Raw genomic sequence first — 22839 nt, forward strand, 5'->3', positions numbered from 1 at the left:
TTTGCCATTCGAAACGCATAAAAAAGCCTACTGCGGGTTAACGCAAGTAGGCTTTATCAATTTCATCTTCAATTTTTGCTAAGACTCACAACCTTTCTACACTCAATTAGAAAGCGTCATCCACGATGTCTTTTAATCGGTCGTAAGGCACATAGCCTGGTAAGACCTGGCCATTCATCATCAGCGTTGGTGTGCCTGTTAAACCTAATGCGCTAAAGGTTTGATGGTTTGTCATCAGTGTGTTGCTTTGGTCTGAAGTGGTGTTCAGTTGTGCTTCTGTTCCTGTTTTCTTTGCCACAGCTTGCAGTGAAGCCTTTGTATGGAGGCCGCTTTTCGCCATCAATAACCTATCAACTTCAGTAAAGGCTTCGCGGTTATCTTTCCAAACCTTCATAGCGTATAGAGCGGCATTAGTATTAAGTTCGTTTATTTGTTGCTGTTTAAATGACAGGTATACATTGATAATTTTGATATCACTATTTTCAGAAGCTAATTGAACTAGGCCTTTTTCTAAACGTTTACAGTAAGGGCAGTTATAGTCGGTAAAGTTAATGATTACCGATTTTCCATCTGGGTTTCCTGTGATTGGGTGCGCGTCATTGCTGTACAGCCAGTCGTGGCTTTCCGCTTGGGCTTTCTGCACTTGTGCTTGGCTCGCGACATATTGCTCTAAACTGGTATGCAGACCCGAAATAGTAGAAGGGTTCTCTTTTAGAAACTGATTAATTTCTTCAAGCTGTTGAGTTTGCTCTTTATTTAACTCGGCAAAGGCATTAGCACTCATTAGTGAACCCAAAATCAGTGTGCTTATCAGGTGTTTTTTCATGTTATTTGTTCTCTCATTCTTGATAATTGTGCGCGTTTATTGGGTCGCGCTCGCGATAATTATATTGTTTGTTAAATTGGCTTAATCGATTTATTTGCTTTGCTCTGCTTTTTCTTTGTAAGCGAGTTATGCCAAATAGGTTCTGATCCAAAGCCCAATAGGTGAAGTTACGCCCGTTGCGATACTAGTGATCTTTCCGTCTTTGATGATGACGATGCTTGGAGTGACATTAACGCCCCAACTTCTGCTGATTGAGCCAGAAAGATCATTTATAACAGGGAAGTCATACTCTTTTGCATCCAAGTAGCGCTGGACACGTTCGTCTGGACCAGACGATAGAGCGACCGAAACCACCTGATGGGAATCGCTGAAGCTATTGACGGTTGGGCTTACAAATTTGCAGGCACCACACCAAGTCGCCCAGAAATAGACAATGACTGGCTTACCATTTTTGCTTAGCTCGATAACATCAATATCTTCGCCTTGGAGCGATTGACCCACAATTGGAATCGCATCGCCCTGAGGCATGCTTCTGCTGTGATAAAAGTCCATGGCAAATGAAACTACGCCAACGATCAGTATCATTGAAACCAGTTCCTTTCCCCACTTCTTAAGACGACTTGGCTTTTTGGCCTCACCCTTTATAGCGTTGTCTTCAGTCGCGCTAGATTTCTCTTCATTGTTGGGAGTCTTCATCAGTTATCTCGCAGCGTCGATGGCTTGAACGACAGTGTCACTGTCGAGGAGCACAGGCAGTGGAATACCGCTTTTATAACTAGGACCATAGACGATATTAAATGGCACACCAAATCGCCCATTACTTTGTAAGTATTGAGTGACACTTTCACTTGGTGTTGTCCAATCGCCTTTCATCAAAACAATGTCTTCTTGCTGTAGGTGGCTGTGGACAGGATCTTGAAGGATGACACCGATCTTGTTGGCTTTACAGGTGATACACCAATCAGCAGTCACATCAACAAAGACCGTTTTGCCTTCATCAACTAACTGAGGGATTTGCTTCGCATCCAGCTTTTGCCAAGCGAGATCGTCAACAATGGGTGTCGCCCAGTTCTCAGCGGTGACACTACCGACGATCAATGCAGCACCAAACACCAAGGTTGTAGTTGCCATAATAGGAATCAGTACCTTGCGACCCAGTTTCATGCCAATCCAAACCAATACTGAAATCACGATAAACAGTGACAGCAGGATAGTTGAGAATTTACCAATGAATGGGCTCAGAAGGCTTGTTAACCAAAGGCTGGTAATGAACATCATTAAGCCAAAAAACAGCTTAACTTTGAACATCCACGCGCCCGGCTTTGGTAGCAGTTGGGTGAGGCTAGGGAACAGGGCGAAAATAAGCCAAGGTGCACTCATGCCGATGCCAAGTGCGATGAAGATAACCCATAACTCTTGATAGCTTGCTCCAAGTGCATAAGCAACCGCAGTGCCAAGGAATGGCGCGCTACACGGCGTTGCTAACAGCGTTGCAAACATGCCTTGAACAAAGTGGCCTGAATGTGAGTCATCGCCTTTGGTTGCCATCCAAGTGTTTAAACCTGATGGTAGTCTGAATTCGAATAACCCAATCAGGTTAATTGAGAACAGCAAAGTGATGATCAGCATGAATCCGATAAACCAAACATTTTGGAATTGGATTCCCCAACCAATCGCATTACCACCCATTTTTAGAGCGGTCATACCTAGGGCTAACAGTCCAAATGATGTAATGACACCTGATGCAGAAGCTAAGAATGAGAGTCGAATATGACGATTAGATGCCCCTTGGTTTTGAATGATGCTGTTTAGCTTCATTCCTAATACTGGCAACACACATGGCATGATGTTGAGAATCAAACCACCAATTAAAGCGAAGCCTATCATCGCAATAAAGCTGGTGTTACTTGATTGATAGGCAATAGGCTCTGAGCCAACCTGCGCCGTCATCTCTTCAGCAAAGTTAATATCTGAAACCGTGACGCTAACCGTGCGATCGGTTAAGTCGACGTCACCGAGCCAATTACTTACATCGAATACAGCAGTCATTGTGTTGTTATTGATATGAACGGTTGGCTGAGAGAAGAAGTCATCAATCACTTCTTGCCCATCAATCAACACCATCGGCTTATCCCAGCCTTCTTTACTCATGAGCTGAGTCACTAGTTGTTGCTTACTCTTATCCCAGAACAGACCGTTCACCGACGTGCGGTTAGCTTCGCGTGGAGATTGGCTCATGCCTTGATTGAACAAGAACATGGCTTCTTCATCGAGCGCTAATGCTTGTGGGTCGATCGGCAGTTCGATGTCGTAATCGGTTAACACACAGATATTGGTACACGACGGAAAGGTAAACGACGCCCTGAATATTGCAGGCTTCGTGTTGTCTTTCAGGGTTAACGTGACAGGAAAGCTAACGTGCTTTTTGTAGCCTAGCGTCATGATGCCAAGCTGCTCGTAGTACTTAGGTATTGGCCAATGCCACTCTACTGACTCAATGTTTGTTGAATCAGACCAGTCCCAGCTTGGTGGTATACCACCTTCGCCAGGGCTACGCCAATAGGTTTTCCAGTCGCCGTCGAGCACGACATCTAACACGGTTTGAATCTGAGAACCGTCGTCCGACTGTTCACCCGTCGACATCATTCGCATCTTGACTGGTGGATGTTCAGGCGCGCTGAGCCAGCCCGTAGTCTGTGCTAAAGCAGTAAATGACGTCATAACCAAAAGGGCAGTGACTAAGGTTTTCGCGCATGTACGCATGTAGAATGCCAAAGAATCGACAAACTTAGTTAGTAGTGTGTTGTACACAAATGTATCTCCAAAAAATAAATAAAAGGGTGTAGTAGCCCGGTTATTTACTCTCTAAATATACAGTGCGTTAGATGTAAGCGGTGTTTCGTAGGTCGAGAAGAGCGATGGTTATCTCTAGACAATCTCGATATGTGAGGTGACAGGCTGTATGCGACAGCGATAAATAAAATAAAAGGTGTCAGCCAACCTGTTTTAGGTGTGGAAAAGTTGAGCAGTTTCGAGCTCAGACTGCATGAGTTCGAATTAGACTCCGTTAGTGCTTTAGATGCTTCTGAGCCAAACACGCTGCCATATAGTGCTGATATTCTCTCTAATGATGCGACTACCACTTGTGGGCCATTCGTTTCTGCACCAACGATTACTGATTGGCCAATAAGGAAGTTGGAAACTGTTACTTTCTTTGCCGATAGCGTGCTCGCCAGACAAGTTACGATAACCAGTCCGGTAAGAAGAAGCGCCCAAAGCGATTGCCTTTGTTGGCGGTTCTGTTGGGATAAAAAAAGCAGTTGTGTATTCAGCAAATCAGTCAGTAATCGAATCAGTTAGTATTTAACACGGGTTATAAGCAGGCTAGCTTAGATAACTTTGCTTCGTGCCACAAGTCATAAAATTGTTAAAGTGGCAAGGATAGGTAGATGCAAAGCCTAACGTCTAAGGCACCAACGTCCAACTTAAGTTCATAATAATTTGTTCTTTTTCTATGAGTCGTGTTTATATTTAAATGGCATCAATATAAGCGGTGAGGTGCGATATTGATATGTACTAAAGTGCAATAGACATGAGGTGCTTTAAGCGTCAGACATGAAAAAGCCCAATCGTTCGTTAGTAGTCACATTGGGCTTTTTCAATTGGTTTTTAGTGCTTCGTCGCGACAATTAGAGCGCCTTAGTGGGTACGACGAGGACCGTTCCGTACTAGGTCTTTGCCATTATCAAACACTTCTTGGGTGATCCAACGTGCAAGTAGAACTTTGTGGCTGCTATTGAATACAGCGACGAAGTGGCGGCCATCTGCGTTATTGGTTGCCATACCTACGCCTTCAACCCCTTCAAGGCCTAAGCCGCCGGCTTCCACTGAAATTAAGAATTTTTCTAGGTCTTCTAGAGACTCAATAAGATCAAGTTCGTTATTCATTTATATGCTCTCTTGCTGTGAGCCAACATCCAGCTGATGACGTTTTAGTGCATGCGTTTAAGTGGTGATATTGGCCGTTGTTCTTTGTGGGGGCGTACTCTACAGATCATAAGAAGGGATTGGAACTCTCAAATATTAGATGCCGACTAATTTTTTGCAAACTTTTAACATAATATACGTTTAAATGTTTGTTATTCATCTTCTTTTTACTACTATTGATAGGGTCGATGTAGACAATGGTAAGGATTAGTATGATGAAGGTTTGGCGTTGTCTATTGTTAATGTTGACGTTTGTAGCATTTGGCAGTTTTGCGCAAAGCGTTGAAAAAATAGCAGCAGTACAAGAGCAGTTATTGCTTGATTTAGCAACACTAGAAACGGCGCATGATGCTGAGAAACCATTTCTGGAAGATATATTAAGGCGTAAGAACCAAAGCTTACGAGAAGAGATTATTTCCCAGTTATCATCTGATACAAAAGAGGGGCTTGATGTCACTCTTGCTAAGCAGGTTGAACTCTTACAAAAATTGCTGGCATTGAATGAAGTTAAAATTGCTTCAATGACCAAGGAAAGCCTTTCCGCTGAAAATGATGTTCAAAAGCGTCTCGAATTACAAATCCAAAGACGAGTCCGAATGATGGACACTTACTATCAGCAGTTGGCTAAGACACTAAATTGGTCGAAAAATCGTGGTGTAGATGTCACTGTCCATGAAAGTGAGTTAAAAACGGCGTTAATCGCTCGTTCTCAATATCTTACTAATGCCATTTTATACACGGACACACAGCGTCAAGACTTAGAGGTGCGTTTGTCTTTTGTTGGTGAAGAAGACAAAGCCGCCATTAAAACCGAACTTGAACGCTTTAGTGAACGTATTAGTACCATGGTGGCGAGCTTAGAAAAGACCATCACTTTAATGGAACCGTTTGGCGTGGATATGACTTCCTACAAGCGGGTACTACTGACCACGACAGGTGATATCAATGTCGATGTGTTAGAGGTTGATGTAGCGCTCGAATTGTTGGATGGGTGGCTTCGCTCGTTGAGCTCATGGGCTTTTGAAAACGCCCCCTCTTTTATTGTCAAACTCGCCTTATTTTTAGGCATTTTGTATGTGACTCGTTTAATTTCCAATATTACTCGTAAGACAGTCCGGAAAAGTGTGTCGCACTCAAAAATGGACTTTAGCTTATTAATGCAGGAGTTCTTTGTATCAATCGCATCTAAAGCCGTTGTTTTTATCGGTTTGCTTATCGCACTCTCTCAAATTGGGATTGAGCTAGCTCCGTTACTCACTGGTTTTGGTGTCGCGGGCATCATTATTGGTTTCGCGTTGCAAGATACGTTGTCAAATTTTGCATCGGGTTTGATGATCTTGATCTACCGTCCTTACGATGTTGGAGACATGGTTAAAGTATCAGGCGTTCAAGGTACTGTAAAAGACATGAACCTAGTCTCTACCACTGTTCAAACGATCGATAACCAACGTTTGGTTATCCCAAACAACAAGATCTGGGGGGATGTGATCAACAACATCACTGCAGAACGTGTGAGACGGGTTGATATGGTTTTTGGTATTGGTTACTCCGATGACATCGATAAAGCAAAATCTGTGTTGAACGACATCATCATTGCACACCCTTTAGTGCTAAAAAAACCAGAGCATATGATCAAGCTTCATACCTTGAATACCTCTTCTGTAGATTTCGTGGTAAGGCCTTGGGTTAAGACCGATGACTACTGGGATGTGTACTGGGACGTAACAGAAACGGTTAAGAAACGCTTTGATGAAGAAGGCATCACGATTCCATTCCCTCAACGAGATGTTCATATTTATAATCATGAAGAGAGTTGATTTTTTCTCTAAACGAACAGTTTAAGACTAAGGAAAGTTAATCATAAATGGGCTCCTGAAACGGTGCCTATTTTTATGTGTGTTAGATAGGCAGTGCCAGCACCACTGACAATAATAAATAAGCTATGATGATAGACGTTCAGCAAATGGTGTACAGAAAGTAAAGCAGTATACCGAGTGCAGGTTGAGGCTAGGAGTAAACGACATGAATGATTCACAGCAAAAAACCAATACAAGAAATACAACGGTAAGAAAAGCGACACGAATCGAAAGTGTTATGAACTCTGCGATGTGGCATCTAACTCAGAGGGATATGACAGAGAGTGAGCTGATTGCGAAGCTGAGAGTGAAGACGGACAATCAAGATTGGATCGATGAAACTCTAGGAACTCTGAAAGGTTTTGGGTATCTCAAGTCTGACCAAGTGTTTGCAGAACAATTCGTAGAACAAGCATTCTCTGGTGAATTTGGTTCTCGATATATTGTAGAAAAGTTGAAAAAGAAAGGGTTAACAGACTCAATTATTGCTGATGCGATTCATAAGGTTTCTGCAGACAAAAATATAGATGAGCAAACCATCTTGATAGACAGAATCAACAACTACTATACAAGTTTTAGTATGAGCCGTGAAAAGCTTGTCGCAGCATTACAAAAACGTGGTTTTAGCTATCAACAGGTGAAAGTTGCCATTGAACAGCACCCGCAAGCGTATGAACTGAAAAGTAATATCCAAATTAAGGCAGAAAAAGCCGATTTGGAGAAAGAAGTGCTCAAGTATGCTCGAAAAGGTAAAGGCATGACCGCTATCCAACAAGAGCTTAGGCAACGAAAAATCGACACCAGCGAGCTGTCATCGTTAGTTGACCGATTGATTAATGAAGAGCAGCTAGATTTCTATTCTTCGTGTTTAGAACAGTTGCAGAAGAAGTCTTATGACCTAAACGATCATAAAGAACGCTCAAAGGCTTACGCCATGTTGAGTCGTAAAGGCTTTTCATCCGAAGAGATCAAGTTTGCATTGAGTGAGGGGAATGAGGCGAGTTGACGAGGGGAAAGCTTTTAGATCGAGTACTAGGTATGCTGAGTATCCGTTAATGATTGCCATTTAGACCACTAAGTCACTGAGTTTCAGCTATAACATTCATGTTTGTATTTACATTGTTGATACTTTAATCACTATGGTGCAATATTAGTCTATTAGAGTAATGTTTAGATATCGCTAGTGGCCTTATGACAGCGATTGAGCATTTTCACCGTGACTATTTTTAATATTACAGACTTATTATTATCTCGAATTAACGATAACTTCTAGATTATCAATACCATATCTTGAAGGTAATTAGATGTATGAGCAGAGTTCATGATTATATTTTGAAAATAGTGATAACACATTACCAAGATAGAGCGAAGTTATCGCGTTAACCTGAATTATAAAAAGGTGCCAAGTCGTTACATTAATGGGGAATATATAACCTGTGTCATATCGAGATGTTCTATTAACGCTGTTTGGAGTAAGTTTATGAGTATTAAAGACTTAAGTGTCGTAAAAAAAATATGGTTGAGCTATTTAACCGTATTTATTGTATTTGCAGCAGTATCGATTATGTTGGTACTGAGTTTATCGACGCTTAATAAGGATATTTCAGTTCTTACAGAGAAGAGTTTACCTTCTGTCGCTATTCTGAAAGGAATCCAAGTAGACATTACTAAAGTGCGAAAAGATGAGTTTTCATTATTACCAAATGGAAATAGCCCTCAAATTGGTGAATGGCTGAAAGATCTAGATCAATGGCGTGCAGATGTACAATCAGGTATTGCTGATTTTGAATCTCTGGCTCTTAATCTTGAAGAAAAGAAGTCGTTTAACACCTTCAAGGATACTTGGAGTCAATATATACAAGAGACTAGGCCTTATAATGACTTGTTGAGTCAGGGGAAGCCTGATGAAGCAAATAAAATCGTGCTATCCAGTTTTTCCACCTATTCAAAAGCACTTAAAAGTTTGGACGATACGCTTGCCTTAAATAATGAGTTGGTCAACCATATTGGTGAAGAGGTTCATGCAGAAGCGCTTGCTACTAAATATAGTGCAGGCATTGGTGCAGTAGTGATTTTCATTGTTATAGGACTGTCTTCTGTCGTACTTTCTCGTGCGATTTGTCGCCCTGTTGATCGTGCATTGGCGTTTGCTTCCAAGATAGCGCAAGGCCAGTTGACCAACACGATTGATGAGAAAGAGCTTACTAAAGATGAGTTAGGTACTTTGTTGAAAGAGCTAGTAACAATGCAAGGCAACTTGCATTCATTGGTTTCTGATATCAGCGATTCCACAATTCAGCTTACAGCTGCGGTAGAGGAAGTGAGTGCTATCTCCTCTCAAACCGCTTCTGGCATGCAGAATCAACAGCTTGAACTGAGTTCTGTTGCTTCGGCAATGACAGAAATGCAAGCAGCAGTAGGGGAAGTGGCACAAAACACCGAGGTTGGTGCGACGTCTGCTTACTCAGCTACCGAGGTGACAAAAAAGGGAACAGATACTCTTCAACGTACCACTGCTGTCATACAGCGAGTGTCACAAACTATTCAAGACTCTGATGATTTAGCACAAGAGCTTGAATCTAGCTCGAATAACATCAACCTAGTTGTTGACGTGATTCGTGGTATCGCAGAACAGACAAACCTACTTGCACTCAATGCGGCCATTGAAGCTGCGCGTGCGGGTGAGCAAGGACGAGGATTTGCGGTAGTGGCTGATGAAGTTCGTTCATTGGCTCAACGTACGCAAGATTCTACCTCGCAAATTGTCGAAATAGTCAATCAACTGCAAGAAAACACCAACAAGATGGGGAGCTCAAGCCGTGATTGCCAAGCCGGGATTGCTCAGTGTGTCGAGCAGGTCAATGAGGCCGGTAGTCAAATCCAAGAAATTGAACAATCGGTAGATAATATAGCTCAAATGAGCACTCAAATTGCAACGGCGTGCAGCGAACAAAATTCAGTTTCTGAAGAGCTTAATCGTAGTGTCGATCAGATTAACAGTACATCTACAGAAATGGCTGAGGGGGCATCGCAAACCGCGGTAGCTTGTCAGCAAATTAGCAGCCTTGCTCATAATCTTAAAGCTAGGATGGAAACGTTTAAGCTCTGACTTATTCCCACATTATCCGCTCAATTTTATATTGAGGCTGAAAATAAAAAGGACGAAGAATATCGTCCTTTTTTGTATTTATGGGTACTCGTTAGTTTTTAGCTTCCTTTAAAACAACGCTTGAATTTCAAGATAATGGCAAATTCATCAAATGTATTCGGTGATGTTGCATATAACGGAATGTAAGTCACAAGCTCACGGTTTACTTTATGGCATATGAGTGCTAATTAATAAACTGTTTTGCTGCTAGTATTAACTAGGGAAAGTTCGCTGATTCTCCCGCCTTTCATTGAATCTATTCATGTTCTCAGGTCAGCGTTTTTGTAAGGAAGAGGTTTAGGATGGATCCTATTTTATATATCGAAGTTGGTGGTGTTGTATGGCAAGTCTTCCCTGATGGCACTTGGCTTCAACTGCCTGCATCACAACTTAAAGTTGAAGGTGTGCAAGTCGTTACTATTGAGCCTCAAAGTTTGGAACAGGCTCAACCCCTCACAGCAATACAAATAGCCGCTGTTGAGCAGGAGCTAGAAGAGGTGGTGACTCAGCTTGTCAACAACATCGAAAGTGCACCTCAACAGCAGAGTCCTGCCTATGATCAACCCAGCGCAAGCGCCTCTTTCATTGCTTATGTCCGCTCTACATTAGACGAAACCCTTGCGAAAGCAGGCTTTGATACGCGCCCTACAGAATATGAAGAAGAAGACACTACCTCAAACGACGGTAACCTAGATGCGCTACTACCTAGCACAGAACTCACGGTTGATATACTCGATGGCGGTGATGGATACGAAAACCAATTTGAAGTACCAGGTGTTACGATTACGGGCACGGCTGCGGATGTTCGAGATGGACGTACCGTTGTTCTTACCATCACTGATGTTAATGGCAACACGGTTACCACAACGGCAATTACTAATAACGAAACTTATGTTGTAAACGGTGTCGACCTTTCTTTATTGACTGAAGGCGATCTTCAGGTCGATGCGATCATTGCTGATGATTTTGGTAATAGCATTACAGCCAACGATTCCACAATCAAAGATACGCTAGCGACGATTGATGTCGACTTTGATGGCTTTGGTGATGAGTTTTACAACCAATTTGAAATATCGAATGGGGTGCTAGTTGGTACGGTTGCCAATGTTGAAGATGGTCAGACGATAAGCATTTCAATTACCGATAGTCAAGGTCTCACACAAGACTATACAACGACAGTATCCGGTGGAACTTGGACTCTGACCCTTCAAGATTACTCAAGCTTCGCAGAGGGTGGGTTGACGGTTGTTGCTAACACCATCGATATGGCCGGAAACCCCACTACAGCGACTGACACCATTGTTAAAGATACGCTCGCAAGTATTACAGCGAGTGTTGACGATGGAGGTGATGGCGTTCTCAACAGCTTCGAAATTCAATCCGCCAAATTTTTCGGTACAGTCCAAAATGTTGAGGATGGTCAATCGGTCAACATCCGTATTTCAGACAGTACCACCAATGTTATCGTGCTGACAGCAACGGTTGTGAATGGCGCTTGGTCTGTGGAGGGTGTGGACTTAACAAGTTTTGCTGACGGTAGTATTACCATCGAGGCTGACACGATTGATGTAGCAGGTAACCCGGCTTCTGCAGCAAATAGTGCAGGGGTAGTTGTTATCGATACCGTATCTCCAGTTATTGACATTGATACGCTAGACGGTTTTAGCATTTTGGCATTTCGTAGTGGCCAACTTACAACCATGCAGGGGACAACTAATGTTGCCGAAGGGCTCCCTGTTTACATTGAAGTAAGCGACGGGACTCAGACTCTAGTCTTTGAGGGCGTAGTTGATTCTTCGGGTAACTGGCAGGCGGAGAACATTGACATCTCTACTTTGGATTCGTCTGCAGAATGGACGGTTGACGCAAAAGTTTTCAATACAGTCGGCAACGAAGCCATTGATGACATGCCGACGATTATTCTTCCTGAATCTGTGGTGTTTTCGGAGAATGTCATCGGTATTTTCGGAGATGAAACACAAACGTCTGATATTCGCATCGATTTTGCAGACTTCTCGTTTGGTGATGATCAAAGTTTAGCTGAGTCAATAACCTCTCAAGGCCTGTCGATCACTATCGCGGTATCGGCTGACAAGCAAAGCCTTATTGGAACCCGAAGCGATGGCCAAATTGTATTCGATGCTGCAATATCTGGCAGCAGCGTAAACATCAACTTCTATAAGGTGATCGACCAAGAGGCAGGATTAGATTCAATTCAGACAGCTCTGATCATTGAGGGCTTACAGACGGATGCGGACGGCACGACTGAGCTCGTCATCGGTCATTTACCTATTGTTATCAAGGACTCGGATCCACTCATTTTTGATGAGTCTTATGAAGTCATTGAAGGTCAAGTCGTATCAGGAAACGTACTTAACAACGACATCGATCTTGATACCCAGCTAACTATAAAAAGTGTCGAAGTTGATGGTACGACACAAACACTATCAGGTAGCACCCCTGTTTCTTTTGCTTTGGATGAAGGTGTTTTAACTGTTTTTTCAAATGGCCACTGGACGTTTGTCGCCAACAGAAATTTGGATCACACCATAGCTCAAAACATCACTTTCAACTATGTCGCAGGCGATAGCAGTAATGACTTCGGAAATGGCACTGCAGTCATCGATATTTTTGATGGTGAGGCGGGGTTAGTTGTTGATGGGACAACGACCAGCTCAGAAGGTGACGTGTCTGATGGGGTCCAAACTGTAGTCGGTCAGTTTACCGTTTCCGCTGGCTCAGATAATCCAGATCCCGCTTCGATTGTCTTTAATGCTAATACTCTGGTCCAGTTAGACACTTTGGGCTTGACGACTGGAGATGAGGAGTCTCCTCTAACCTATACGTTATCGAATGATGGTAAAACGATTACCGCGCAAGCAAATGGAGAAACGATATTCACACTAACGTTGAGTGCAGCCGCTAGTGGTATTGATGTTCTAGCAGATGTATCCCTAGTGTTAGAACAACCTATAAACCACCTGAACAGCAATGATTCCATCACTTTACCGCTTATTATTGATGGGGAAGATTTAGACGGTACTTCTTTAGAACAAGGGCGGTTTGATTGGATTATTGAGGATGGTGCGGACCCTGCTTTAACGTCGATCAGTAATGCCAGCATCGATGAGTCAGACCTTGTTCTCGGCAGTGTTTCTGATACTGGCACCTTCAATCTCAACGTCGGAAGTGACTTTGTCGAGTCTGTATTTTTTGATGTAGGAGATCAGCCGCAGTTATATAGTGGTGGCGAGCAAATTATTTATGTGGTGTCGGCCGATGGAAATGAACTGATTGGTTATGTCGGCTCTGAAAGTGTTGAAAATAAAGCGTTTACCTTGAGTTTCTCGTTACCTTCAGGTGAGGAAGATACTGATGTCACTTATACCTTTGAACTGTTTAAGGGGCTTGACCAAAAAAACATTACAGACGAAATACCGTTTGTTATCACTGCCAGAGATGATGATAACGACGAAACACAATTAACCTTGAACGTCTCGATTACTGATGGCGGAGAACCAACGATTGGTTCAGGGACCGTTGAACTCAGTGAAGCTCCTGTTGCTGATATCACTCCGTCGGGAGTCGGTTCTACAGCAAACGTGAGTTTGGCGGTTACTGCGGGTAATGACCCTCTGGTTTACTTGGGGTTAGATGTGGCGAATGGCCAAGTTGTATTAGGCAGTGATGGTGCTGCTGTTACCAGTAATGGTGAAGCATTGACTTGGCGTGACAACGGTAATGGTACATTTGATGCTGTTCTTGGCAATGGTGATGCTGTTTTAAAAATCCGACTACCAGATGACTTTACTCTTGAAGCAAATGGTTCAACAAACGTAACGGTTGTTATTGAGTTATATCAGTCCATTGATCATGGATCTGGTTTGAAAGATACCGAGCTGACCATACCAGCTTCTATCGTCACTATCGATTCTGATGGGTCGAGAGACACTCAAGAGTCCGACATTAAAATATACGATGGTAAGGACCCTGCATTCTCAATTGTAGGTAGTATATCTGTTGATGAAGATGGACTCATTGGTGACAGCGAACAAGCCGGTACTGAAGAACCGAGTCCATCAATATCCATAATTCAAGGCTCAGACGATATTGCTTCCGTATCAATTGATACTGATGCATTTGATGCACTTGGTTACAGCAGTGCCGGAAAAGCGATCTCCCTTCAGGCTGCTGATCCTGATGGTTGGTATTACGGGCAAGACTCTGACGGAAGCAACGTATTTAGAATTCGTTTTAATACTGACGGGACGACAGAGTTTGATCTATATGCGCCACTTGATCACGACTACGGTAACAACGGTGAAAACAATCTCGCCCTCAATTTTGAACTTACAGTTAATGATGCGGATGGAGACCGTTCTGATCCCGCTATTTATTCTGTCAACGTAAAAGATGATGTTCCGACTGCTCGAGATGGTTCTATTGAAATGGTTGAGGGTGATAACCTCAATGGGCAGTTCTTAACCGAAGAATTTTCAGGCGCAGACAGCGCAGAAATCATTAGTTTCACTTATCGAAATGTCACCTATACCTTTGATAACGCAGGTACACCAATTACGATCAATTTGATTAATGATTATGATGGTGGGTCGACTTACGGGCAGTTTACGCTTTCACCTGATGGTAGTTATCAGCTGATCACCAATCCAAACGTATCGACAGACCCCGCTGATCCTAAGATCGTTGATGACATCGATTATCTGGTGCGAGATGCGGATGGCGATGAAGTCATTAGTAACGCTGAGCTTATACTGGATGATAACGAAGGTTTTATTCGTTATGAAAATTCTGAAACCACAGAAGACAACGATGCCATTATCGTTGTGAGCGTTTCTACTGGAGACGTTGACCAAAGTGAAACTGTTACGGCCATTGAATTTTCAGAAGATTCTTTGCAAGGCGGTAGCCTGTATTTAGATGGTGTATTACTTCAAGTAGTTGATGGCAAGGTGACGCTTTCAGGTAATCAGCTAACGGCGATTGACAGCCAGTTTACTGGCCCAAATGGTCAATTGACTTATCGACCTGCACTTCATGAATCGAATACGACTTCAACGGTTATTCTAGCAATCAACGCCATCATTAGTACCGATACGGTTCCAAAGGAACTTACAGCCGATATTGCGGTTTCTGTTTTGCCTGTGGCTGACGCGCCGGATTGGTCTGATTCGGTCTTCACCTATCAATCTGTTGAAGATGACGCAGATCCAATTAAATTAGATATCACCGCTCAGTTGGTTGACCAAGATACATCTGAAGAATTGTCTTACACCATTAGTGGCATTCCAGATGGTCTGAATATCACCTTGAACGGAAATGCAGTTAAAGAGGGTAAAGAGTACACTCAGCCCCAAATCGACAAAATGGAAATTAGAGCCGATGAAAACCTCGCGGGTCGATTTGAATTTGATATTACTGCGATTGCGACTGAAGCGGGGAATACCTTTGCTGAACCAGATGATAAAACGGCCGATATCGTCAATACCGTCGTGGTTGAGATTTCACCGGATGCTGATACTCCACATGTATCGGTTAAGGACTACAAAGGCCTAGAAGATGAAACCATCTTCCTCAAGAACGTGATTGATGGATCGCTAACGGATACCGATGGTTCTGAATCGTTAAGCTATCAAATCGAAGTGCAAGATGGTTGGTCTATTCAAGGCGGACTATTTGAACTAATTGCCCCTAACACTTACTTAGTGTCGGCTGGTGCGATTGAGAACGATGTCGCTTATTTAGTACCAAAAGAAGACATCAGTTCATTCACCGAAGATCTGTTTATTAAGGTTACGGCGGTAGCGACGGAATCGACCGTTGATTCATTAGATCCAATTAACGTGACCGCGCTTAGCGATACCAAAACCATCAATATTTTCCTCAAAGGTGTCGTCGATGAGCCTATTGTTGTGGATGGCGGCAATGCACACTGGGAATATGACAGCGATACCAAAGTTATCAGCAACCAATCTGTTCTCAATGAAGATGGTTTGATTCGTCTCGATTTTGTCGTCCAAACCTCAGATGACGATGTTTCAGAAGAGATTAATATACTGCTGACCGATATTCCTGACGGCACCTTGCTGGTGGATTCATTCGGCGAGCCAGTGTCGTTAACCATCGCCTATATTGACGATGTTACTGGCCCAGTATTTCAGGTCTCTAACGCTCAACTGAATGGCCTGTATCTCAAGCCGGTTCCTGACTTTAGTGGTGAATTAGAACTCACCGTTATTGCTATCTCAACTGAGCCCGATGGTGATTCGGGCGAGTTTCCGATGACTCTTAAAGTAGAGGTAGCGCCGGTCGTTGATCAAGAAGACGGTCAAATCGTTAACACTCAAGGTATCGAAGACAGTCAAATAGGTCTGAACCTTGAGCCTTCAGTGAATCAGGATATCGATGGCAGCGAATCCTTGACGGGATATACCATTGATAGCCTACCTGCAGGTCTCACTCTTTATTTTGATGGGAGTGTTATTCAGGTTCCAGCTTCAGGCTTAGATTTGGACACTCTACTGGATTCGACAACTCCAACGCTTTCGGATCTTCTAAGCAGCGGTAGGCTTTCTGTTACAGCGACAGAAGATTTAAGCGGAACATTCTCACTTCCTATCACCTATGAAGTCACGGATATCTCTCCAACTGGTGCCACGGATATTAAAGATATTAGCGGTTCCATTAGCGTGACTGTAGATGCTCGCGTCGAGTTAGACACTCGATTAGAAGGCTCTACAGAGCTATTACAGAGTACAGATGGCTCGCCTGTTGATATATCTAACGCCGTGACGTTCGTCGACGCGGACATCGATGGGTCAGAGTACCTCGATTATATTTTGATCGAAATTCCAGACGGCTATTCGTTGATTGTTGAGCACCCTAATGGTGCCGCGCAAGATAGCTCTGGGAATTGGATCATATCGGCGGATGGGCTAACGAGTGACTCTTTCCAAGAGCTTGCAGCGTACATTTTAGATAATGCGACGATTTCCAGCCCAAGTGATACTCCGGTACTGGATATTGTGGTTCGTGCTCGTGTGATTGATGGTGAAGATACCAGATATATTGATGCGACTTTCCCGCTGCAAATTACTGGTCATGACGGCGGTGGCGGTTCTTGTGACCCTGTTGGCCCACCGAGCCCGATTCAACCCGATGGCGAAATTAAAACACCTGAAGGGGAAGATATTGATCTCACTGGCTTGCTAAACACCGATGTTGGCAGTGATCCAGACAATGAAATCTCTTTCTATATTCCTGCCGATTCACTTCCTGAAAGCGTTGAGATTTCCGGTGATGGTGTTATTGCTGAATACGATGCTTCTGGTGAGATCGTCGGTTATTCAATCACTGCAGATGGACTCTCGAAACTAACGTTAACGGGCTTGGATGAAGATTTTGCAGGGTGTATTGATTTCACCATAGAGACAATTGAGACTTCACCATGTAGCGGTGATACGGTGACGACGGCCCAAACCATTAGTATCCAAGTTTTGCCTGTGGTCGATGACATTACGGTTGAAGCTGACTCCACAACCATTCAAGAAGACATCGCGACAGACCTTAACCTTGAACTGGTTCTTGGTGATAGCGTTGAAGATGGGCAATTAATCGCAGGTGAAGGCAATAGCGCTACCGGTAAAGAAACCGTTAACTCTCTAACGGTGAGCATTTCGAATGGAGCGACCTTGTCTGAAACTCCAACAGACACCGGGCTGTTAGTTGACAATGGCGACGGGACTTGGACGGTCACGGACCCTAGCCGTTTGAGTGATGTGTTAGTCACGCCACCTGAGCATTACAGTGGTGAAATCACCCTCACTGTGACAGCAAATATTACCGATGAAGCGGATTGCGTAACAGAAACGGATACGCAAGATAAAACGACGGTCGTGACTATTACTGTTGAGCCAATCGCTGATGCGGCGAACTTGATAACAGAGGATATTATCGGAGATGAAGATAATTACATTTCATTGTCATCACTGAGAGCAGAGCTGATTGACCAAGATGGTTCTGAAAATATGTCGCTTTCGTTGAAGGGAGTTCCTGAAGGCGCAGTTGTCGCGATTAAAGTAGGAGACACCTATGAGTTGGTTCCAAACAACGGCGCCGATGGCGGTACCTTTAATGGAAGCCCTACTTACGAGTGGCAGCTCGATCCAAGTCAGTTAGCTAATCTAGTTATTCTGCCACCAAGAGACTTTAGTGGTGATATGAATCTGTCTCTAGAGGCTATTACTCAAGAAGTTGGTACTACGGATATCCGTTATACCCAATCTGAATTTACTGTAGGTGTTAATCCTATAGGTGACAAAGTTGAATTATTCGAGTTGCCAGAGCAACTATCAGGTAGTGAGGATGACGGCATTGTTATACCGCTCGATGCCAATAGTTTTGAAACCAACAGTGATGAGTTTTTAGAGATTACGGTAATAGTGAATGGAACTTCGGATCCATCAGGTTTAGTCGGGCTAGATCGAATTCGAATTGGCTCTGAGACCTCTTCATTTATTTCTTTAGGTAATGGTAGTGTACAAGCAACGATCCTCGTTGCTGCTAGCTCAGTGGATGAGCTCGAATTCTTTGCTGGCGACGCGTGGGGCAATCTCGACATCACGATTACTGGTCAAACTGTCGACCAAAATACGGTGCTTGGTGACTTGGTCAAAGATATTGGAGATCCAAGTTCACAAGATATGACCTTGGTTATCACACCAGAACCTGACGCTCCGTTACTGAGCGTTGAATATCCATCAATAGTCGCGGAAGCAAGCGGCACGATTCCTCTTGGTCTAGATCTTTCTCTAGTTAACCCTGCCGATTCTGAGGAAGGTTTTATTACCATCTACGATATTCCTGCAGGTTTGACGTTCTCACACGGATCGATGGTTGATGGTCAGTATGTGGTGGATTTAGCGGATGTGTCTAATTTAGCAATTACTGGCGGTTATGATGGCGTTGATCCATTTGAACTCACCATCGAACCTTCTGCTGAAATAGGCAACAACCAAGCGGTAGGGTTGCCTCAAACGGTATCGGTTGAATTTGTTGCTGACGGCGACTCTACCATTACCGCGACAGACGATAACGACTTACTGATTGGCGGTACCGGCTCAGATAATTTTGTATTTGAATCATCAGGTTTGGGCAGCGCTGAGGCACCAAGCTACGATGTAGTTCAAGATTTTGATGCATCTCCAAATACGGATGCAATTGACCTCTCGGGTATTTTGGGAAGCCTAGGGCTTAATACAGGGCTAGGGGCAACACAATATCTAGATTTAGAAGAATCTGGTGAGGGCGTGACCATTTCTATTAAGCCAAGTGGAGATGATGACGTTCAACAAAACATCTTATTAACCGATGTTACGTACGACGATCTGTATCAAGGCGACAGTAGCAGTGCATTAGAAGCACAAATTTTACAAAAAATGATAGAAGACAATAATTTAACGCTGTAAGTTAGATGTAAGGTCTATAAAAGGAAGTTTAGATTGGTAGAACATAAAGACAGCTGGCTAGGTTGTGTTGAGTGGTTATGTGAGCATTTTAATGTTCGAAGCCACCCTTCCAAAATAGTGTCTGGCCTACCTTTAGTCGAAGGAAGGCTCAATGAGTCCCTTTTCCCAAGAGCGATTGAGAAATCGGGCTTAACTCTGAGCCACGTAAAAAAAGAATTACTGACTCAATGTCAGTTCCCCGTTGTTGCTGTTAATTCTGCCACAGGGAGTCCCATTGTCGTCACTCAAGGCTCCGGTGGCGATTTTCAAGTATTGGACTGCGAAATCAATTCAAGGCAAGAAACTTCCTTAAAAGACTTGGTTGCTCGGGTGGAATCGTATGTGTGGCAAGTCGGTGCTCAAGCTCTTGATGATTCGCGTGTTCAGTCACATGAGCGCAGTGACAGCAAATCCAACACTCGCTGGTTATGGCGGGTGGTCAAAGAAGTGAAGCCTTGGTATCGCGATCTGTTTATCGCTTCATTCTTGATCAACTTGCTCGCGCTAGTCGTGCCTCTTTTTACCATGAATGTATACGACCGTGTAGTGCCAAATCAAGCATTTAACACCTTATGGGTGCTGGCGGCAGGCGTTGGTATTGTCGTTATTTTTGATTGGATATTGAGAAGCTCGCGAAGCTCTGTGACAGACATGGCTGGACGCTATATTGATAACAAGTTGTCTTCTCAACTATTCTCTAAAGTCCTTGGTATGAAGTTAGAAAACCGACCGCAATCGGTAGGCGCATTTGCTAGACAGCTTCAAGATTTTGATAGCGTTAAAGATTTCTTCACCTCCATCTCTTTGGTGACCTTAGTCGATTTGCCATTCACTTTGCTCTTCCTGTTTCTTATTGGTTGGCTCGGTGGCGCGATGATGTTCATTCCTGTCGCCATTATGTTGGTATTAATTGTGTTGAGCATTGCGATGAAGGGTAAAGTCGAAAAAACATTCGATGAAACCGCGCGTTTGTCGACACAAAGACAAGCACAATTGTTTGATTGCTTAACAACCCTTCCTGATATCAAGCAAAACAACGCTGAGGGGAGCACCCAAAAGCGTTGGGAACAGACAATTTCATCATTATCTCAATGGCAAACTCAATCTCGTCATTACTCCAATATCGTGACGCACTCCATTCAATCGAGCCAGCAGGTCGTCACTATCACTCTGATCATTTTCGGTGTTTATCAAATATCTGAAGGCTTGCTGAGCATGGGTGGTTTGATAGCTGTAGTGATGTTGAGTGGACGTGCTGCGAGTTCGGTGAATCAACTTTCTCTACTACTGCTGAGGTTCCAACAAACACGTTCGGCCGTTGAAGGCTTGAATCAGATTATGGAGCTACCTCAAGAAGAATCCAAGCACCAAGTAATTGATAAGGGTGACTTTGATGGCGGGGTTAGGTTAGATGAAGTTACGTTTACCTACCCAGAAACACAAAGCCCAGTGTTAAAAGAACTCTCTTTTGAGATAAAACCGGGCGAACGTGTCGGCCTTGTTGGTGCGGCAGGTGCAGGAAAAACCACGCTGTTATCAATTGTTGCTCGCCAGTATCTACCAACAACAGGACAAGCTTTCTATCAAGACATTGACGGGCAATTATGGCCAGCTAGTGTTTTGCGTAGCAGCATGGGGTGGGTTGGGCAAACCACCAATCTTATCTTTGGCAGTATCTACGACAACGTCACTTTGGGTGCAACCAACGTTGATGAAGAAAAGCTAAGGCAAGCGCTGCAACAATCAGGTTTGAATGGCTATATGGGGCGCTTAAGTAACGGCTTAGAAACGCCAGTCGGTGAAGGTGGTAGATTGCTTTCAGGAGGCCAGCGCCAAGCCGTGGCTATTGCAAGGGCGCTTTATCGCTGTCCAAAGTTATTGATCATGGATGAGCCAACCAGCGCGCTAGATAATCAAGCTGAGATACAGTTCTTCAACGCATTGCAAAGTATGCCGAGAGAAACCTCAATGCTGATCAGTTCACACAAGTCTTCATTCTTGATGATGTGTGATCGTGTGATTGTGTTGGATAAAGGCCAAATCGTGGCTGAGGGTGAACCGAAAGACATTCTCTCTCTGCAGAAGAAAAGCATACCGAAAGGAGCGAGCCGTTTTAAAACGGTTTCTGTGGTGAAGGGAGGCCGGCATGAGTAATGATATTCAATGGACTAATAACCACTTGGCATTTCGTTCTCGTAAACTGATCTGGCTAAGTGCGTTATTGATAGTGTCGATTATCGGTTGGGCTATGTGGGCAACATTAGAGGAAGTCGTGATCGGTGAAGGAAAAGTTGTGCCGAGTCTTTCGGTACAAACGATTCAAAGTCTAGAGGGCGGTTTGGTCCAAGAAATCTTGGTGCAACAAGGCCAACCCGTGGTGAAAGGGCAACCTCTGGCCAAGCTAGAAGAGACACGTTTTAAAGCGGCTTTTTTAGAGTCAGCCCAGCAAGCTGACACCTTACTTGCTCAGCAATTAAGATTAAAGGCCGAGCTGTCGACAGTCGTTTTAAATAATGATGCAAAAGAATGGTATGAGCGAGTGGTCTTGGTACCGCAAGATATTGCTGTCGATGTATCAAGCCATCCCGCTTTAATGAACGCGAAAGCTAACTACCGAGAGCGTTTAGGGCAGTTGAAATCGGAACTGGAAGAGGCGGCACTTCGCATCGAGCAACAAGACCAAGCACGTGTCGATACGCTGAATAATATCCAGACTCTTGAAAGCAGCCTCGAGATTGTGATTCGAGAGCGCAACATGTTGAAAGACGTGGTAGCGAGTGGTGCGGTTGCGGAAGTTGAGTTGCTAAAACTGAACCGTGATGTGGTCAAGCTGAAAGGTGATATTGCCAGCTCAAAAGTGGCGGCTCAGAAGCAGAGAGCTGCTTACTCAGAGTCGATAGCGGATCACCGTAGCATAGCGTTAGATTTTCGCGCCAAAGCACAAGGTCAATTGAACGAAGTGGCCAGCAAAATAGCGCAATTGAATGAAAGCCAGCAGGCGATCGCAGACCAACTTAAACGAACGCAAATTTTAGCGCCTGTTGATGGCACAGTAAAAGAGATCTTTGTTCGGACTATCGGTGGTGTCGTCCGTCCGGGGGAGCCTATTATTGAGATTATCCCGTCAAACAGCGAGCTGATTGTTGAAGCAAGAATCTCTCCTCAAGACATTGCATTTGTTCATAAGGGGCTGGATGCCACAGTCAAATTCACGGCCTATGATTTTGTCATTTATGGCGGACTTAAAGGTGAGGTGATTTATGTCAGTGCCGACGCCTTACAAACCAAAGACGGCAATGCTTATTATCGCGCCCATATTCAGTTAAACGAAGACCAACAACAAAACTCTGCTTTTAGCATTATCCCTGGGATGCAAGTCGCGGTTGATATCTTGACCGGAGAAAAAACAGTATTGAGCTATTGGTTAAAACCTATTTTGCGAGCTAAGGCAAATTCACTTCGCGAACGATGAAGTGAATTAGAGCATAAATATAAAAG

11 protein-coding genes are annotated in these 22839 nt (G+C 43.8%); 6 read left to right on the forward strand and 5 right to left on the reverse strand.

The window, feature by feature from the left end:
* Positions 1-106: 106 nt before the first annotated feature.
* From OCV24_RS17400 to OCV24_RS17420, 5 genes are all read right to left on the reverse strand, one after another.
* Positions 107-826 carry a DsbA family protein gene (locus tag OCV24_RS17400; protein WP_137008552.1) on the reverse strand — a complete coding sequence of 240 codons (720 nt, stop codon included), beginning with the start codon at positions 824-826 and terminating at the stop codon, positions 107-109.
* A gap of 126 nt (positions 827-952) precedes the next feature.
* Positions 953-1522 carry a protein disulfide oxidoreductase gene (locus OCV24_RS17405; RefSeq protein WP_146443077.1) on the reverse strand — a complete coding sequence of 190 codons (570 nt, stop codon included), beginning with the start codon at positions 1520-1522 and terminating at the stop codon, positions 953-955.
* 3 nt (positions 1523-1525) lie between these two features.
* Entirely contained in the window at positions 1526-3589 is a 2064-nt protein-coding gene (locus tag OCV24_RS17410; protein ID WP_137008577.1) for a protein-disulfide reductase DsbD family protein, read from the reverse strand.
* Between the two features lie 95 nt (positions 3590-3684).
* Positions 3685-4161: a hypothetical protein gene (locus tag OCV24_RS17415; protein ID WP_167514242.1), complete on the reverse strand. Its 477-nt coding sequence runs from the start codon at positions 4159-4161 to the stop codon at positions 3685-3687.
* Positions 4162-4525: 364 nt separating this feature from the next.
* On the reverse strand, positions 4526-4774 hold the full coding sequence (locus OCV24_RS17420; protein WP_077681329.1) for a hypothetical protein: 249 nt from the start codon (positions 4772-4774) through the stop codon (positions 4526-4528).
* Between the two features lie 251 nt (positions 4775-5025).
* Between OCV24_RS17420 and OCV24_RS17425 the strand changes: the two genes are divergently transcribed.
* The 6 genes from OCV24_RS17425 (at position 5026) to OCV24_RS17450 (ending at position 22813) form a co-directional block, all read left to right on the forward strand.
* Complete coding sequence (locus tag OCV24_RS17425; RefSeq protein ID WP_046223122.1) at positions 5026-6630, forward strand: mechanosensitive ion channel family protein; 1605 nt, start codon at positions 5026-5028, stop codon at positions 6628-6630.
* A 205-nt stretch (positions 6631-6835) separates the two neighbouring features.
* Entirely contained in the window at positions 6836-7675 is an 840-nt protein-coding gene (locus OCV24_RS17430) for a RecX family transcriptional regulator (RefSeq protein WP_046223121.1), read from the forward strand.
* Between the two features lie 474 nt (positions 7676-8149).
* A complete protein-coding gene (locus OCV24_RS17435) occupies positions 8150-9778 on the forward strand; it encodes a HAMP domain-containing methyl-accepting chemotaxis protein (protein WP_136998381.1) in 1629 nt (542 codons plus the stop codon).
* A 341-nt stretch (positions 9779-10119) separates the two neighbouring features.
* On the forward strand, positions 10120-19302 hold the full coding sequence (locus OCV24_RS17440) for a T1SS-143 repeat domain-containing protein (protein WP_150877434.1): 9183 nt from the start codon (positions 10120-10122) through the stop codon (positions 19300-19302).
* Between the two features lie 33 nt (positions 19303-19335).
* Complete coding sequence (locus tag OCV24_RS17445) at positions 19336-21495, forward strand: type I secretion system permease/ATPase (RefSeq protein ID WP_017057994.1); 2160 nt, start codon at positions 19336-19338, stop codon at positions 21493-21495.
* Positions 21488-22813 carry an HlyD family type I secretion periplasmic adaptor subunit gene (locus tag OCV24_RS17450; RefSeq protein WP_150877432.1) on the forward strand — a complete coding sequence of 442 codons (1326 nt, stop codon included), beginning with the start codon at positions 21488-21490 and terminating at the stop codon, positions 22811-22813. The genes OCV24_RS17445 and OCV24_RS17450 overlap by 8 nt, the downstream gene beginning before the upstream one ends.
* Positions 22814-22839: the final 26 nt, after the last annotated feature.

It is taken from the genome of Vibrio kanaloae (assembly GCF_024347535.1).
Taxonomy (GTDB): Bacteria; Pseudomonadota; Gammaproteobacteria; order Enterobacterales; family Vibrionaceae; genus Vibrio; species Vibrio kanaloae.

Excerpts from the sequence above, each read along its gene's own strand:
- OCV24_RS17405 (WP_146443077.1), bottom strand. The coding sequence starts at position 1,522 with ATGAAGACTCCCAACAATGAAGAGAAATCTAGCGCGACTGAAGACAAC.
- OCV24_RS17420 (WP_077681329.1), bottom strand. The coding sequence starts at position 4,774 with ATGAATAACGAACTTGATCTTATTGAGTCTCTAGAAGACCTAGAAAAA.
- OCV24_RS17400 (WP_137008552.1), bottom strand. The coding sequence starts at position 826 with ATGAAAAAACACCTGATAAGCACACTGATTTTGGGTTCACTAATGAGT.
- OCV24_RS17440 (WP_150877434.1), top strand. The coding sequence starts at position 10,120 with ATGGATCCTATTTTATATATCGAAGTTGGTGGTGTTGTATGGCAAGTC.
- OCV24_RS17410 (WP_137008577.1), bottom strand. The coding sequence starts at position 3,589 with ATGCGTACATGCGCGAAAACCTTAGTCACTGCCCTTTTGGTTATGACG.
- OCV24_RS17435 (WP_136998381.1), top strand. The coding sequence starts at position 8,150 with ATGAGTATTAAAGACTTAAGTGTCGTAAAAAAAATATGGTTGAGCTAT.
- OCV24_RS17425 (WP_046223122.1), top strand. The coding sequence starts at position 5,026 with ATGATGAAGGTTTGGCGTTGTCTATTGTTAATGTTGACGTTTGTAGCA.
- OCV24_RS17450 (WP_150877432.1), top strand. The coding sequence starts at position 21,488 with ATGAGTAATGATATTCAATGGACTAATAACCACTTGGCATTTCGTTCT.
- OCV24_RS17430 (WP_046223121.1), top strand. The coding sequence starts at position 6,836 with ATGAATGATTCACAGCAAAAAACCAATACAAGAAATACAACGGTAAGA.